Source organism: Bradyrhizobium ganzhouense, assembly GCF_049949285.1.
Lineage (GTDB): Bacteria > Pseudomonadota > Alphaproteobacteria > Rhizobiales > Xanthobacteraceae > Bradyrhizobium > Bradyrhizobium ganzhouense.
In genome coordinates, this window is the sequence record NZ_CP181318.1 from 2693616 (window position 1) to 2706974 (window position 13359).

General features: G+C 63.2%; 13 protein-coding genes. 8 read left to right on the forward strand and 5 right to left on the reverse strand.

The window, feature by feature from the left end:
* Positions 1 to 47: 47 nt before the first annotated feature.
* A complete protein-coding gene (locus ACLFLU_RS12365) occupies positions 48 to 251 on the reverse strand; it encodes a hypothetical protein (protein ID WP_426412457.1) in 204 nt (67 codons plus the stop codon).
* Between the two features lie 178 nt (positions 252 to 429).
* Here ACLFLU_RS12365 and ACLFLU_RS12370 point away from each other — a divergent pair, with 178 nt between their 5' ends.
* Positions 430 to 681, forward strand: coding sequence for a hypothetical protein (locus ACLFLU_RS12370; protein ID WP_426412458.1), 252 nt, complete (start codon positions 430 to 432; stop codon positions 679 to 681).
* Here ACLFLU_RS12370 and ACLFLU_RS12375 read toward each other — a convergent pair.
* Together ACLFLU_RS12375 and ACLFLU_RS12380 are read right to left on the reverse strand one after the other, a co-directional pair.
* Positions 678 to 2171, reverse strand: a complete 1494-nt coding sequence (locus ACLFLU_RS12375) for a sensor histidine kinase (protein ID WP_426412459.1) — start codon at positions 2169 to 2171, stop codon at positions 678 to 680. The two genes, ACLFLU_RS12370 and ACLFLU_RS12375, sit on opposite strands and share 4 nt — an antisense overlap.
* Before the next feature lie 13 nt (positions 2172 to 2184).
* Positions 2185 to 8481, reverse strand: coding sequence for a HAMP domain-containing protein (locus ACLFLU_RS12380; RefSeq protein ID WP_426412460.1), 6297 nt, complete (start codon positions 8479 to 8481; stop codon positions 2185 to 2187).
* A 409-nt stretch (positions 8482 to 8890) separates the two neighbouring features.
* Here ACLFLU_RS12380 and ACLFLU_RS12385 point away from each other — a divergent pair, with 409 nt between their 5' ends.
* Entirely contained in the window at positions 8891 to 9085 is a 195-nt protein-coding gene (locus ACLFLU_RS12385; protein WP_426412461.1) for a hypothetical protein, read from the forward strand.
* 117 nt (positions 9086 to 9202) lie between these two features.
* The gene (locus ACLFLU_RS12390) at positions 9203 to 9334 is read left to right on the forward strand and encodes a hypothetical protein (RefSeq protein ID WP_426412462.1); all 132 of its coding nucleotides are present in this window, start codon (positions 9203 to 9205) and stop codon (positions 9332 to 9334) included.
* 160 nt (positions 9335 to 9494) lie between these two features.
* On the opposite strand, the gene ACLFLU_RS12395 is transcribed toward ACLFLU_RS12390, so the two are convergent.
* Complete coding sequence (locus ACLFLU_RS12395; RefSeq protein WP_426412463.1) at positions 9495 to 9755, reverse strand: hypothetical protein; 261 nt, start codon at positions 9753 to 9755, stop codon at positions 9495 to 9497.
* Between the two features lie 175 nt (positions 9756 to 9930).
* On the opposite strand from ACLFLU_RS12395, the gene ACLFLU_RS12400 reads away from it, so the two are divergent.
* The 3 genes from ACLFLU_RS12400 (at position 9931) to ACLFLU_RS12410 (ending at position 10740) form a co-directional block, all read left to right on the forward strand.
* The gene (locus tag ACLFLU_RS12400) at positions 9931 to 10089 is read left to right on the forward strand and encodes a hypothetical protein (RefSeq protein ID WP_426412464.1); all 159 of its coding nucleotides are present in this window, start codon (positions 9931 to 9933) and stop codon (positions 10087 to 10089) included.
* A gap of 37 nt (positions 10090 to 10126) precedes the next feature.
* Positions 10127 to 10267 carry a hypothetical protein gene (locus ACLFLU_RS12405; protein ID WP_426412465.1) on the forward strand — a complete coding sequence of 47 codons (141 nt, stop codon included), beginning with the start codon at positions 10127 to 10129 and terminating at the stop codon, positions 10265 to 10267.
* 98 nt (positions 10268 to 10365) lie between these two features.
* A complete protein-coding gene (locus ACLFLU_RS12410; protein WP_426412466.1) occupies positions 10366 to 10740 on the forward strand; it encodes a PRC-barrel domain-containing protein in 375 nt (124 codons plus the stop codon).
* 79 nt (positions 10741 to 10819) lie between these two features.
* Here ACLFLU_RS12410 and ACLFLU_RS12415 read toward each other — a convergent pair whose 3' ends face one another.
* Complete coding sequence (locus tag ACLFLU_RS12415) at positions 10820 to 11284, reverse strand: winged helix-turn-helix transcriptional regulator (RefSeq protein ID WP_426412467.1); 465 nt, start codon at positions 11282 to 11284, stop codon at positions 10820 to 10822.
* 163 nt (positions 11285 to 11447) lie between these two features.
* Here ACLFLU_RS12415 and ACLFLU_RS12420 point away from each other — a divergent pair, with 163 nt between their 5' ends.
* Together ACLFLU_RS12420 and ACLFLU_RS12425 are read left to right on the forward strand one after the other, a co-directional pair.
* Positions 11448 to 12185 (forward strand): SDR family oxidoreductase, encoded by a 738-nt coding sequence (locus ACLFLU_RS12420; protein ID WP_426412468.1) that lies wholly within the window; start codon positions 11448 to 11450, stop codon positions 12183 to 12185.
* A gap of 64 nt (positions 12186 to 12249) precedes the next feature.
* On the forward strand, positions 12250 to 13251 hold the full coding sequence (locus ACLFLU_RS12425) for an NAD(P)H-dependent flavin oxidoreductase (RefSeq protein WP_426412469.1): 1002 nt from the start codon (positions 12250 to 12252) through the stop codon (positions 13249 to 13251).
* Positions 13252 to 13359 lie beyond the last annotated feature (108 nt).

Genomic DNA, 13359 nt, shown 5'->3' on the forward strand with positions numbered 1-13359 from the left:
GCCGCGGGAGTTCCGAAAAATACATGGCATTGCGCTTCACGCGCGCTTCAAGATTCCTTGTCCTCGTTGAGGATGAACACGACGCCCGTCAGCGCGGCACCGATGGCAAACGTCGTCACCATCGTGCCGACAAAGACGAAGGCTGCCGCACGGCCGCCGTGGTTTAGCAATTCTGCGACCGCAGGATTGGCCAGGATCAGTGCGAGCGTGAAGGCCAGACCGAGTGCCGCGCCCATCGTCGCATGCGTCATCAGTTTGATGATGCCGGTGGGAGAGATCAGACTTGGCGACCTATTTGGCGACTTTTTTGCGCGCATGGAACTGCCGATCGATCTGGCATGCCAACGCGCGTCGTAGTCGCGGGTTCCATCGCGCATAAAGGAATTGTCATGAGCCGCTTCATCCGACGTTCATGCCGATCTTGCGAGGATGAACGGCATCAACACGGGAACATTCGCTATGGGTAAGGTGGTCTTTCTCTATCGCTCGCTGGCCTACCGCAACGCAGCGGCCGACATTTTGCGCAAGGCGCGCAAGCTGCCGCGGGGTGCAGAGCGCAGCGCCGCCCGCCGCTATGCAACGGCGTTGCGCGATCTTGCGAAAACGGAAGCTTGGCTCGAAGGGCGTGTCGCCGATGAACCGCGGCCGATGTTACGGCTGAAGGTCGCTGCGTCGCGCTAACCCGACGCGCGCTGAAGTTCGGGAGAAGTGCTGGCCCCTAACTTGTCCTGCGCCGCCGATGTTGCCGCGCTCTTGCGCGTCAACGGCACATCGAGACGGCACAGCAGGCCCTCTGAACGCCAATCGAACAGCGCCTGTCCGCCGAGCTGGGACTCGACACTGGCCAGCAGGCTTCTTGTGCCGAAACCACGCGACTTCGGCGTCCTGACCAACGGCCCTCCGGTCTCCTCCCAGGTCAAGATGAGGAGATCGTTCTCGGCCTGCCAGCCGATCGCGAGCCGCCCCGAGCGGGTCGAGAGCGCGCCATACTTGGCCGAATTGGTGAAGAGCTCGTGCAGCGCCAGCGCCAGCGTCTGGGCGGTCGCCGGCAGCAATTGCACCTCGGGACCCGCAAGCTTGATCTGTCCGCCGAGCGAGTAGGGCGCAAGCTCTTCCTCGATCAGCTTGGAGAGCTCGGCGCCCTGCCAGCTCGACAGCGACAGGATGGTGTGCACGCGCGCGAGCGCATTGATGCGTCCCTCGACGGCATTGACGTAAGCCTTGACCCCGTCGGCGCGGGTAAGGCGCACGATCGACTGTGCCAGCGCCAGCGCATTCTTGGCGCGGTGATCGACTTCGCGTGCCAGCAGGTTCTGCCGTTCCTCGGCGCGCTTGCGTTCGGTGATATCGACGGTGACGCCGCTCACCCGCACCACGCGACCGCCCGGATCCACCGTTGCGGCCGCTGTGCCGACGCACCAGCGCACATCGCCACCGGGTCGGCAGACGCGAAACTCTCCTTCATAGGCGTGCGCACCGGTATTGAACGCGGCAATCGCCTGGCCGAACCGGTCGATGTCATCCGGGTGCAGCAGCGCCTGGATATTGGCCGAGGTGACGTTGAAGGTCTCCGGCGTCACGCCAAAAATGCGGTACTGGCCTTCGTCCCACATCCAGTCGCCATTGACCCAATCCCAGTCCCAGGATCCCATCTTGCCGGCGGCGATTGCCAAGCTGCGCCGCTCTTCGCTTTCGCGCAGCTTTGCGGTGGAGTTCTCGAGCTCGGCCGTGCGGGCCCGGACGCGATCCTCGAGATCCTGGTTCAGTCGTTCGAGCTCGCGTGTCTTGCGATAGAGCTCGGCAAACACCTTGACCTTGGCACGCAGCACTTCCGGCACGACGGGCACCGGAACGTAATCGACCGCACCCATCTCGTAGCCGCGCAACCGGTCGATGTCGCTGACCTGGATGGCCGAGATGAAGATCATCGCGGTCTTCTGGAAGCGCGGATGTTCGCGGATCATCGCCGCGAGCTCGAAACCGTCGAGCTCAGGCATGCAGACGTCGACCAGGATCACCGCGATCTCGGTCTTGAGCAGAACCTCCAGCGCCTCGCGGCCAGACGAGGCGATCACGAGGTTCTCGCGGAGTTCCTTCAAGATCACTTCGTAGGCGAGCAGCTTGGCCGGCTGGTCGTCGACGAGGAGAATGTTGACCTTTTCGTGGTCCATTCGCGGGTCCCGTTCAGCGGTGCAGCCACATGCGGATCGCAAGCAGCAATTGATCGGTGTTGACGGGTTTAGCGAGGTAATCGGACGCACCGGCTTCCAGGCATTTCTCGCGATCGCCCTTCATCGCCTTCGCTGTCAGCGCGATGATCGGCAGGCGCAAGAAGGCGGGGTTCTCCCGGATCACGCCGATGGTTTGATAGCCATCCATCTGCGGCATCATGATGTCCATCAGCACGATGGCGATTTCCGGGTTGGATTCGACCAGCGTCACGGCCTCGCGGCCGGTGGTCGCCGTCAGCACCTTCATGCCGCGCCGTTCCAGCACGCTCGACAACGCGAAGATGTTGCGGGCGTCGTCGTCGACGAGCAGCGCGGTCTTGCCGATCAGATCCTCGTCGGAACTGTTGAGCTTCTCCAGCATGCGCTGCTTCTCGACCGGAAGTTCCGTGATCACGCGATGCAGAAACAGCGCGGTCTCGTCGAGCAGGCGTTCCGGCGATTCCACGCCCTTGACCACGATGCTGCGCGCCATGGTGTGAAGTTCCGCATCCTCTTCCGCAGAGAGCTCGCGGCCGGTGAACACCACCACGGGAACGTTCGACAGAGCGTCGTCGCGCCGGATCTGATCCAGCACCTCGAAGCCGCTCATGTCGGGCAGCCTGAGGTCGAGGACCACGCAGTCGCAGGGCGCTTCGCGCAGGGTCGAGAGCGCACCGGCACCGGTGTCGGTGGTCACGATCTCGATATCATCGTGATGCAGCAGCTCGCGGATCGACAGCTGCTCGGCTTCGTTGTCCTCGACGATCAACAGCCGCTTGCGGCGCGGTCGCGCATATTCCTTGATCTGCGTCAGCGCGGCGGCAACGCCTTCGGTCGTCGTCGGCTTGTTGACGAAGGAAAAGGCGCCGCGGGCCAGCGCATGCTGCCGGTCCTCGTCGAGCGTGATGATCTGCACGGGAATGTGGCGCGTCAGCGGGTTGTGCTTGAGCTGGCTCAGCACCGTCCAGCCGAGCATGTCGGGCAGGAACACGTCGAGCGAGACGGCGCGCGGCTGATACTGTTTTGCGAGTTCGAGCGCCTCTGCGCCGCGCGCGGCGACCAGGACCTTGAAACCCTTGTCGCGCGCGAGGTCGACCAGGATGCGGGCATAATGCGGATCGTCCTCGACGATCAGCAGGATGCTGTCGCCGGGGTCGAGATTGAGGCGGTCGTCAGGCAGCTGCTCGATGACGCGTTGCTGTTCCGGTGCGGCGGGCTGCAGTGCCGGCGGCTGGTTGTATTGCTGCGGCGCTGGTGTAGCGCGCGGCGCGAGCGTCGGGCCGGAATATTTCAGCGGCAGATACAGCGTGAAGGTCGAGCCCCTGCCCGGGGCGCTGCGCAGGTGGATTTCTCCGCCGAGCAGGCTCGCGAGTTCGCGGCTGATGGCAAGGCCAAGACCGGTGCCGCCGTATTTGCGGCTGGTGCCGGCGTCCGCCTGCTGGAATGCCTCGAAGATCAGCTTCTGCTTCTCCAGGGGAATACCGATGCCGGTATCGGAGACCTCGAAGGCGATTACGGCCGGCGCGGAGTTCAGCACTGGATGATCCGTGCCCCAACCGCCGAGCGCGCCAGCGACCTGCAGCCGCACTTCGCCTTCACCGGTGAACTTGAACGCGTTGGAGAGCAGGTTCTTCAGCACCTGTTGCAGGCGCTTGGAGTCGGTGACGATGCTGCGTGCAAGGTTCGGATCGACGTCGATCCTGAACGACAGATTGCGGTTCTCCGCCTCATGCCGGAACGGCCGTCCGACCGTCTCGAGCAGGTTGGCGGTGAGGATTTCCTCGGCATCAACCGTCACCGTGCCGGACTCGATCTTGGAGAGATCGAGAATGTCGCTGATGAGATTCAGGAGGTCGGTGCCGGCGCCGTGGATGGTGCGGGCGAATTCGACCTGCTTGGCGGAAAGATTGCCGTCCGGATTGTCGGTAAGCTGCTGGCCGAGAATCAAGATCGAGTTCAGCGGCGTGCGCAGCTCGTGGCTCATATTGGCCAGGAATTCAGACTTGTACTTCGAGGTCAGCGCGAGCTCGGTTGCCTTTTCCTCGAGCGCGCGGCGGGCCTGCTCGATTTCCTGGTTCTTGCGCTCGACCTCGACGTTACGTTCGGCGAGCTGTTGCGCCTTCTGCTCGAGCTGGTCGTTGGTCTGCTGCAATTCGCGCTGCTGGGTCTGGAGCTCGCCGGCCAGTTGCTGCGACTGCTTGAGCAGGCCTTCGGTCTGCATCGTCGCTTCGATCGAATTGAGCACGATGCCGATGGAGTCGGTGAGCTGCTCCAGGAACGTCATCTGCGAGGTCGTGAACAAGGTGAGCGAGGCGAGCTCGATCACCGCCTTGACCTGACCCTCGAACAGCACCGGCAGCACCACGAGGTTCTTCGGGGCGACGCGGAGCAGTGCCGAGTTGATCGGCACCACGTCGGCGGGAATGTCGGAGACCACGCGCGGGCGCCGGTCGATCGCACACTGGCCGATCAGGCCGTCGCCGAACGGAAGCACGCGCTGATAGGGATAGACGCCGTCGCCGGCATAGGAGGCGAGCAGCAGGAGTTGGGGATTGTCCTCGTTCTCGACCTGGTAGATCACGCCGGTGTGCGCGTTGACGAGCGGCGACAGCTCGGTCAGCAGCAGGCGGCCGACGGTCGTGAGATCGCGCTGGCCCTGAAGCATGTTGGTGAATTTGGCGAGGTTGGTCTTCAGCCAGTCCTGCTCGGTGTTCACGTCCGTCGTCAGACGGAGGTTCGTGATCATCGTGTTGATGTTATCTTTCAGCTCGGCCACTTCGCCGCGGGCATCGACCTGGATCGATCGCGTCAGATCGCCCTTGGTCACGGCGGTCGCCACTTCCGCGATCGCGCGCACCTGCGAGGTGAGGTTGGCCGCCAGCAGGTTGACGTTGCCGGTGAGGTCTTTCCAGGTGCCGGCCGCACCGGGCACGTCGGCCTGACCACCCAGCCGTCCTTCGACGCCGACCTCGCGCGCCACCGATGTCACCTGGTCAGCGAAGGTCGCGAGCGTCTCCGTCATGTTGTTGATGGTGTCGGCAAGTGCTGCGACCTCGCCCTTCGACTTCACGGTGAGATTTTGTTTCAAATCACCGTTCGCAACAGCGGTCACCACCTTGACGATGCCGCGGACCTGCTCGGTGAGGTTCGCCGCCATGAAGTTGACGGTGTCGGTGAGGTCCTTCCAGGTGCCGGCCACACCGGGCACCTGGGCCTGACCGCCGAGCTCGCCTTCGGTGCCGACTTCGCGCGCGACGCGGGTGACTTCGCCGGCAAATGCGTTGAGCTGGTCCACCATGGTGTTGATGGTGTTTTTCAGCTCGAGGATTTCGCCCTTCACGTCCACGGTGATCTTGCGGGACAAGTCGCCGCGCGCCACCGCCGTTGTCACTTCGGCGATGTTGCGGACCTGCGTGGTGAGGTTTGCCGCGAGCAGGTTGACGTTGTCAGTGAGGTCCTTCCAGGTGCCGCCGACGCCGGGCACGACGGCCTGACCGCCGAGCCGGCCTTCGGTGCCGACCTCGCGCGCCACGCGCGTCACTTCGGCCGCGAAGGAGCGGAGCTGCTCGACCATCGTGTTCAGGGTGTCCTTGAGCAGCAGGATTTCGCCGCGCACGTCCACCGTGATCTTCTTCGACAAATCGCCGCCGGCGATCGCGGTCGCGACCTCGGCGATGTTGCGGACCTGGGCCGTCAGGTTCGAGGCCATGAAGTTGACGTTGTCGGTGAGGTCCTTCCAGGTGCCGGCGACGCCGGACACTTCGGCCTGGCCGCCGAGCTTGCCTTCGGTGCCGACTTCGCGCGCGACACGCGTCACTTCGCCGGCGAAGGCGTTGAGCTGGTCCACCATGGTGTTGATGGTGTTCTTGAGCTCGAGGATTTCGCCCTTCACGTCCACGGTGATTTTGCGGGACAAGTCGCCGCGCGCCACTGCGGTCGTCACCTCGGCGATATTGCGGACCTGAGCGGTGAGGTTGCCCGCCATCGAGTTGACGGAGTCGGTGAGGTCCTTCCAGGTGCCGGCGACGCCGGGCACGTTGGCCTGACCGCCGAGCCGGCCTTCGGTGCCGACCTCGCGCGCGACGCGCGTCACCTCGCCCGCGAAGCGGTTGAGCTGGTCGACCATCGTGTTCAGCGTGTCCTTCAGCTGAAGGATCTCGCCGCGGACGTCCACCGTGATCTTGCGCGACAGGTCGCCGCCGGCGATCGCGGTCGCGACCTCGGCGATGTTGCGGACCTGGGCGGTCAGGTTGCCCGCCATCGAGTTGACGGAGTCGGTCAAATCCTTCCAGGTGCCGGCGACGCCTGGCACGTCGGCCTGGCCGCCGAGCTTGCCGTCGGTGCCGACCTCGCGCGCGACGCGCGTGACTTCGCCGGCGAAGGCGTTGAGCTGGTCGACCATGGTGTTGAGCGTTTCCTTCAGCTGAAGGATTTCGCCCGAGACGTTCACCGTGATCTTCTTCGACAAGTCGCCCTTGGCGACCGCGGTCGCGACTTCGGCGATGTTGCGGACCTGGCCGGTCAGGTTCGACGCCATCGAGTTGACGGAGTCGGTCAAGTCTTTCCAGGTGCCGCCGACGCCGCGCACGACGGCCTGGCCGCCGAGCTTGCCTTCGGTGCCGACCTCGCGCGCGACGCGCGTGACTTCGCCCGCGAAGGCGTTGAGCTGGTCCACCATGGTGTTGATGGTGTCTTTCAGCTCGAGGATTTCGCCGCGGACGTCCACGGTGATCTTTTTCGACAAGTCGCCGCCGGCGACCGCCGTCGTCACCTCGGCGATGTTGCGAACCTGCGCGGTCAGGTTCGACGCCATCGAGTTGACGCTTTCGGTGAGATCCTTCCAGGTGCCGGCGACGCCCAGCACGTTGGCCTGGCCGCCGAGCCGGCCTTCGGTGCCGACCTCGCGCGCGACGCGCGTCACTTCGCCGGCAAAGGCGTTGAGCTGGTCCACGCAAGTATTGAGCGTTTCCTTGAGCTGAAGGATTTCGCCCGACACGTTCACGGTGATCTTCTTGGAGAGGTCTCCGCCCGCGATGGCGGTGGCGACGTCGGCGATGTTGCGGACCTGCGCGGTCAGGTTCGACGCCATGAAGTTGACGTTGTCGGTGAGGTCCTTCCAGGTGCCGGCCACGCCGGGCACCTGGGCCTGGCCGCCGAGCTTGCCTTCGGTGCCGACTTCGCGCGCGACGCGCGTCACTTCGGAGGCGAAGGAGTTGAGCTGGTCCACCATCGTGTTGATGGTGTCCTTGAGCTCCAGAATTTCGCCGCGCACGTCCACTGTGATCTTGCGGGACAAGTCGCCGCGCGCCACGGCGGTCGTCACGTTGGCGATGTTACGAACCTGTGCGGTGAGGTTGCCGCACATCGCGTTGACGGAGTCGGTGAGGTCCTTCCAGGTGCCGGCGACGCCGGGCACGATGGCCTGGCCGCCGAGCTTGCCGTCGGTGCCGACCTCGCGCGCGACGCGCGTCACTTCGGAGGCGAAGGAGCGCAACTGGTCCACCATCGTGTTGATGGCTTCCTTGAGCTGAAGGATTTCGCCGCGGACGTCGACGGTGATCTTCTTGGACAAGTCGCCGTTGGCCACCGCAATCGTCACCTCGGCGATGTTGCGAACCTGGTTGGTCAGGTTGTTCGCCATCGAGTTGACGCTCTCGGTCAGATCCTTCCAGACGCCGGTCACTTCCGGCACCTGGGCCTGGCCGCCGAGCTTGCCCTCGGTGCCGACCTCGCGCGCGACGCGCGTCACCTCGGAGGTGAAGACGCCGAGCTGCTTGATCATCGTGTTGACGATGGTCGCCGATTGCAGGAATTCGCCGCGGAGCGGGCGGCCCTCGACGTCGAGCTTGACGGTCTCCAGCAGGTCGCCTTGGGCCACGGCCGCGACCGCGCGGGTCACCTCGCGCGTCGGCCACAACAGATCGTCGATCAGCGTATTGACGGAGCCTTCCATGTCGGCCCAGGAGCCGGAGGCGAGGCCGAACTTCACGCGTTGGCGGGTCTTGCCCTCGCGTCCCACCACCTGGCCGACCAGCTCGAGCTGCTGCGCCATGCGCTGGTTGGCGGCGATGATTTCGTTAAAAGTATCGGCAATCTTGCCGTCGATGCCGAGATAGTCGCCGCTCATGCGCACGGAGAAGTCGCCGCTGCGCATGGCCTGTAGCGCGAGTAGCAATTCCGGCCGGGAATCCGGCTCCGATGTACCGTTGGGTTTGGGTTTTGTGACGCGACGACCGGAGCGTGATGCCGTTCCGGGATCGATGTCGCTCATACTGATTCCCCTGCAGGCGTCGGCCGAATCCACAGCGAGACGCATTGATCAGACTAGATCGTCAGCCGAATCGCAAATCAAGCGCCAAGGTTGTTGCGCGTGAAAATGGAACCTGCTCTGCTCAGCCCGGCCCAAACAACGGCAACCGGTCCGAATGGTTCCATCCGGTTCCAAGGAAATTTGAGATTATTTCTCGTGCCTTGCCGGATTGGCCCGCATGCATCGCGGGCTGGAAGTCGCCTCGACCGCGCCACGCGGTCATTGCGCCGGTCAGATCGTCCGGAAGACGCGGGCTGTTACTTGTCCGCCATGAGGCGCGTGGCGTCAGGCAGCGCTCGAAAGTTCCGGCGGAGGTTAAGATCCTGTTAGGGCGGTTGCGGGACCGGGGATCCGTGCCCAAGTCTTGTTGATGAAACAGTCTGACATCTTCAGGGACAACGCCGAGAACTGCTTGCAATTGGCCGAGCGTTCGGAAGGGCAACCCGCTTATAATCGCTATTCGCGCATGGCGGATGCCTGGACGGCCTTGGCGAAAGAGCAGGACTGGCTCGATGGCGAAATTCCGCCCGTTACCACCCGCATCCGTCAAAAGCTGGACGCGTAGCCGCTCCCGTTTTCGTGAGTCCGCGTGTGAGACCGCTCACGGAACGCAGGCGACCAATCAACAATAACAGGAATAGTCGATCGCGTTGATTTTTTGATTCCAGAAGGAGGCTTTGCGATGGCCCCACGTCTTGCACTTCTCTCATTCATTCTCGCCTTCGGCGTCTCGGTCGCGTTTGCCACTGCAACGACGGTCCGGCAGGTGCATCAGGAAAATGCGTCTGTCACGATGCATGCGGCGCACGGCTAGCGCCGCGCCCAGTGGTTAACTAAGCGAGGAACGAATCCCCGCGCGATGAGTCGACAGATTGCTTCCGGCTGTCATGCCCCCGGTGCGCCGGAAGCAATCTCCAAGGACGGCCCTGGCACCCCACTGTGCCGGGGTCGTTTTGCTTGTAAGAGGCTGGGAATCAATCCTCGGCGCCGCCTTCGGGCTTCGTCGGTGTGTGCCCTTCGGGACCGCGGCCGAATACACCGAATTCGCTTGATTTGATCCCTGCCGACGAGTCGATGCTCGTCTCGATGCCCGCGGCCGCGAGCCCGAACTTGAGGAGCTCGCGAACCGCCGCAGCGCGTGTCGGCATGCGGTTCTTGAACCGGAAATCATCAACTGCGGACAGCTCTTCCGGCGAGAGCATGACCTGAAGGCGCTCGGCGCGAAGATCATTCATGGTCGATCACGCAAAGTGAGTAATTTGAGTATTTTGCTAAACGAACGAACTTGACGCGGGTTCCGCAGGAGTCCGAAAAAACGTCAAATGAGCAGGATAGTCAAACAAAATCAATTGTTTACGCCTTGAAACGATTTCCCTCCAAGCGCATTTTAGAGGCGAAGGGAGACGTGCCATGACGGACAAGGTCAGGTTGCCCCGCAAGCTTTCCGAAGAGCCCGAAGCACCGAAGCCGGTGCGTCCGAGCCACCAGAAGGTCATCGATCAAGTCGAGCGCTGGGCCAACAGCCCGGGCCTGCAACCCCCGAGGATGGACGATGCGAAGACGGTCTGAACCACACACATTCGAACAGCGATTGGAAGCGCGGAGATTGCGGCTCGAGCATGAGCTCGCGAGCCTGCCAGACGGCAAGCAGCGTGAGGTGGTTGCGGCGCGCATCGAGCAGCTTCAGGCCGCGGCCGAGATGTTCGATTTCCTGTCGCCGCGCGAACAATCCACGTCTCTGCACTAGGTACGCCTTGTCTCGCGGCACTCCGGCTCACGGCGCGTTTTGGAACGATCATCTCCAGGCTCGGTTGGTCCATACAATTGGCGGAGTGGAGAATTGAGATGTTGAATCAAGGCGAACTGGACCGCCCTGAAATGGGCCGTCTGATCGGCAGTGATAAGGTCGAGGGAACGTCGGTCTACGGCGCCGACCGCAACAAGATCGGTTCGATCGAACGCGTGATGATCGACAAGACGAGTGGCAGGGTGTCCTACGCCGTGCTGGGCTTCGGTGGCTTTCTCGGCGTCGGCAATGATCACTATCCCTTGCCCTGGCAGTCGCTGAAATACGACACCGAGCTTGGCGGCTATGTCACAGGGATCACCGCCAGGGAGTTCGAAGGCGCGCCGAAATATGGCGAGCGGAGCGATTGGAATTGGGGTGACGACGCCGCCATGCGCGGCATCAACGCCTATTACGGCGTTCCCTTCGCGTAGGTTTTGCGCAGCCGGAGACGATCGAGGAGCAGGGCTCTTCTCATCGTCGCCCTGGCTTTCGCCAGAATGAGACCGGGGCTCACCCCACGGCTTCCCTTCGCCCAGGCCCCCCATGCACATGCACCTGCTTCGCATGCAGCGGCTCGCCGCATTCCGAGCACACCATCACCGGGTCGAACAGCTTGCCGCAGGGCTTGTGCTCGTGCAGCAGCGGGCGGCCGCGCTCGTCGCCCATGTGGGTGTCGCCCCAATGCACCATCGCCATGATGATCGGATAGAGGTCGAGCCCCTTTTGCGCGAGGATGTATTCGTAGCGCTTCGGCGCTTCGGAATAGGGGACGCGACGCAGGATGCCGAAGCGGACCAGCTTCTTCAACCGCTCCGAGAGAAGATGCCGCGTGATCTGGAGCGAGGACTGAAACGCTTCGAACCGGCGTACGCGTAGAAAACATTCGCGCAGGATCAAGAGCGTCCAGCGGTCGCCGACGACGGCGACGGTGCGGGAGAGCGAGCAGGGCTCCTCGTCCAGCGTATCCCACTTCATGATCCCGTCTCCGGCCTTCGTGCCATAAGTCTGAAAAAGCAACTGGCTTGAATGACCAGTGATATTTCAACAGAAACCTAGCATCTGCTCTCGAAGTTTGACGGTTCTATTTTAGAACTATAGCCTCCGGCGCAATCACATGCTCTCACCGGAGGAGGCGACCTTGCCCAAGCGAAACGCGACTGCGGCCGTGATCGGGGCCGGCGATTTCATCGGCTCAGAGATTGCCAAGAAATTCGCCGCCGAAGGCTTTTCGATCTATGCGGGCCGTCGCAACGGCGACAAGCTCGCGCCGCTGGTGAAGGACATCGAAGCTGCCGGCGGCGAGATCCATGCGCGCTCGCTGGACGCGAGGAAGGAGGAGGAAATCATCTCCTTCCTCAACGATGCCGACACGCACGCGCCGCTGGAAGTCTGCATCTTCAATGTCGGCGCCAACGTCAATTTTCCGATCCTCGACACCACCGAGCGCGTGTTTCGCAAAGTCTGGGAGATGGCCTGCTATTCCGGCTTCCTCGCAGGGCGCGAGGCGGCGCGGCTGATGCTGCCGCGCGGCGGCGGCAAGATCTTCTTCACCGGCGCGACGGCGTCCTTGCGCGGTGGCAGCGGCTTTGCGGCCTTTGCCAGCGCCAAGTTCGGACTGCGTGCGGTGGCGCAGGCGATGGCGCGCGAGCTCGGTCCGAAGAACATTCACGTTGCCCATCTCATCATCGATTCGGGCGTCGATACGGCCTGGGTGCGGGAGCGCCGAGAGCAGCTCTGGGGCAAGGAGGCGCTCGACAATCCCGATCTGCTGATGCCGCCGTCGGCGGTCGCCGATTCCTATTGGCAGCTCTACCAGCAGCCGAAGAGTGCCTGGACCTTCGAGATGGAGATTCGTCCGTTCGGTGAGAAATGGTGACCGCGGCGCGAAAGTCCGGCTAGACTGATCCCAATACCAGGCAAAATTCCGGGAGGTAATCTAAGTGAAGACCGCGATCACCGAACTGTTCGGCATCGAGCACCCCATCATCCAGGGCGGCATGCATTTCGTCGGCTTTGCCGAGCTTGCCGCCGCCGTCTCCAATGCCGGCGGGCTCGGCATCATCACGGGCCTCACGCAGAAGACACCGGAGCTGCTCGCCAAGGAGATCGCGCGCTGCCGCGACATGACCGACAAGCCGTTCGGCGTGAACCTCACCTTCCTGCCGACCTTCGCAGCACCGCCTTATCCGGAATACATCGCAGCCATCGTCGAGGGCGGCATCAAGGCGGTGGAGACCGCGGGCCGCAGTCCGGAGGCATACATGCCGGCACTGAAGGCGGCCGGCATCAAGGTGATCCACAAATGCACCTCGGTGCGCCATTCGCTGAAAGCCGAACGCATCGGCTGTGATGCCGTCAGCGTCGACGGCTTTGAGTGCGGCGGTCATCCCGGCGAGGACGACATCCCGAACATGATCCTGCTGCCGCGCGCGGCGGAGGAACTGAAGATCCCGTTCGTGGCCTCCGGCGGCATGGCCGACGGGCGCAGCCTCGTCGCAGCGCTGTCGCTGGGTGCGGCCGGCATGAACATGGGCACGCGTTTTATCGCGACCAAGGAAGCGCCTGTCCATCAGAACGTGAAGAATGCGCTGGTCGCGGCAACCGAGCTCGACACCCGCCTGATCATGCGGGCCCTCCGCAATACCGAGCGCGTGCTGAAGAACGCCAATGTCGATCGCCTGCTCGAGATCGAGCATGCCAAGGGCGACAAGCTCACGATCGGCGACATTCACGACCAGGTCGCGGGTGTTTATCCCAAGATCATGCTGGAGGGGCAGATGGATGCCGGTGCCTGGAGCTGCGGCATGGTCGCGGGCCTCATCCACGACATCCCCACCTGCAAGGAACTCGTCGATCGCATCATGAGCGAGGCGGAACAAATCATCCGCGGCCGGCTTATGGGTTTCCTGGATGGGACGGGTGCGACGCGAAAGGTCGCCTGACACCGCCAAACTTCTTAACCACAGCGGCAGTTGACCGCTGGATTTGCACGCGACGCCTCCTAAATAAAGGTAGATTACTCCTTTAATCATCAATTTCAGGAGGCGTCC

Coding starts and splice junctions, on each gene's coding strand:
- ACLFLU_RS12365 (WP_426412457.1), bottom strand. CDS start 251: ATGACGCATGCGACGATGGGCGCGGCACTCGGTCTGGCCTTCACGCTC.
- ACLFLU_RS12370 (WP_426412458.1), top strand. CDS start 430: ATGAACGGCATCAACACGGGAACATTCGCTATGGGTAAGGTGGTCTTT.
- ACLFLU_RS12375 (WP_426412459.1), bottom strand. CDS start 2,171: ATGGACCACGAAAAGGTCAACATTCTCCTCGTCGACGACCAGCCGGCC.
- ACLFLU_RS12380 (WP_426412460.1), bottom strand. CDS start 8,481: ATGAGCGACATCGATCCCGGAACGGCATCACGCTCCGGTCGTCGCGTC.
- ACLFLU_RS12385 (WP_426412461.1), top strand. CDS start 8,891: ATGAAACAGTCTGACATCTTCAGGGACAACGCCGAGAACTGCTTGCAA.
- ACLFLU_RS12390 (WP_426412462.1), top strand. CDS start 9,203: ATGGCCCCACGTCTTGCACTTCTCTCATTCATTCTCGCCTTCGGCGTC.
- ACLFLU_RS12395 (WP_426412463.1), bottom strand. CDS start 9,755: ATGAATGATCTTCGCGCCGAGCGCCTTCAGGTCATGCTCTCGCCGGAA.
- ACLFLU_RS12400 (WP_426412464.1), top strand. CDS start 9,931: ATGACGGACAAGGTCAGGTTGCCCCGCAAGCTTTCCGAAGAGCCCGAA.
- ACLFLU_RS12410 (WP_426412466.1), top strand. CDS start 10,366: ATGTTGAATCAAGGCGAACTGGACCGCCCTGAAATGGGCCGTCTGATC.
- ACLFLU_RS12415 (WP_426412467.1), bottom strand. CDS start 11,284: ATGAAGTGGGATACGCTGGACGAGGAGCCCTGCTCGCTCTCCCGCACC.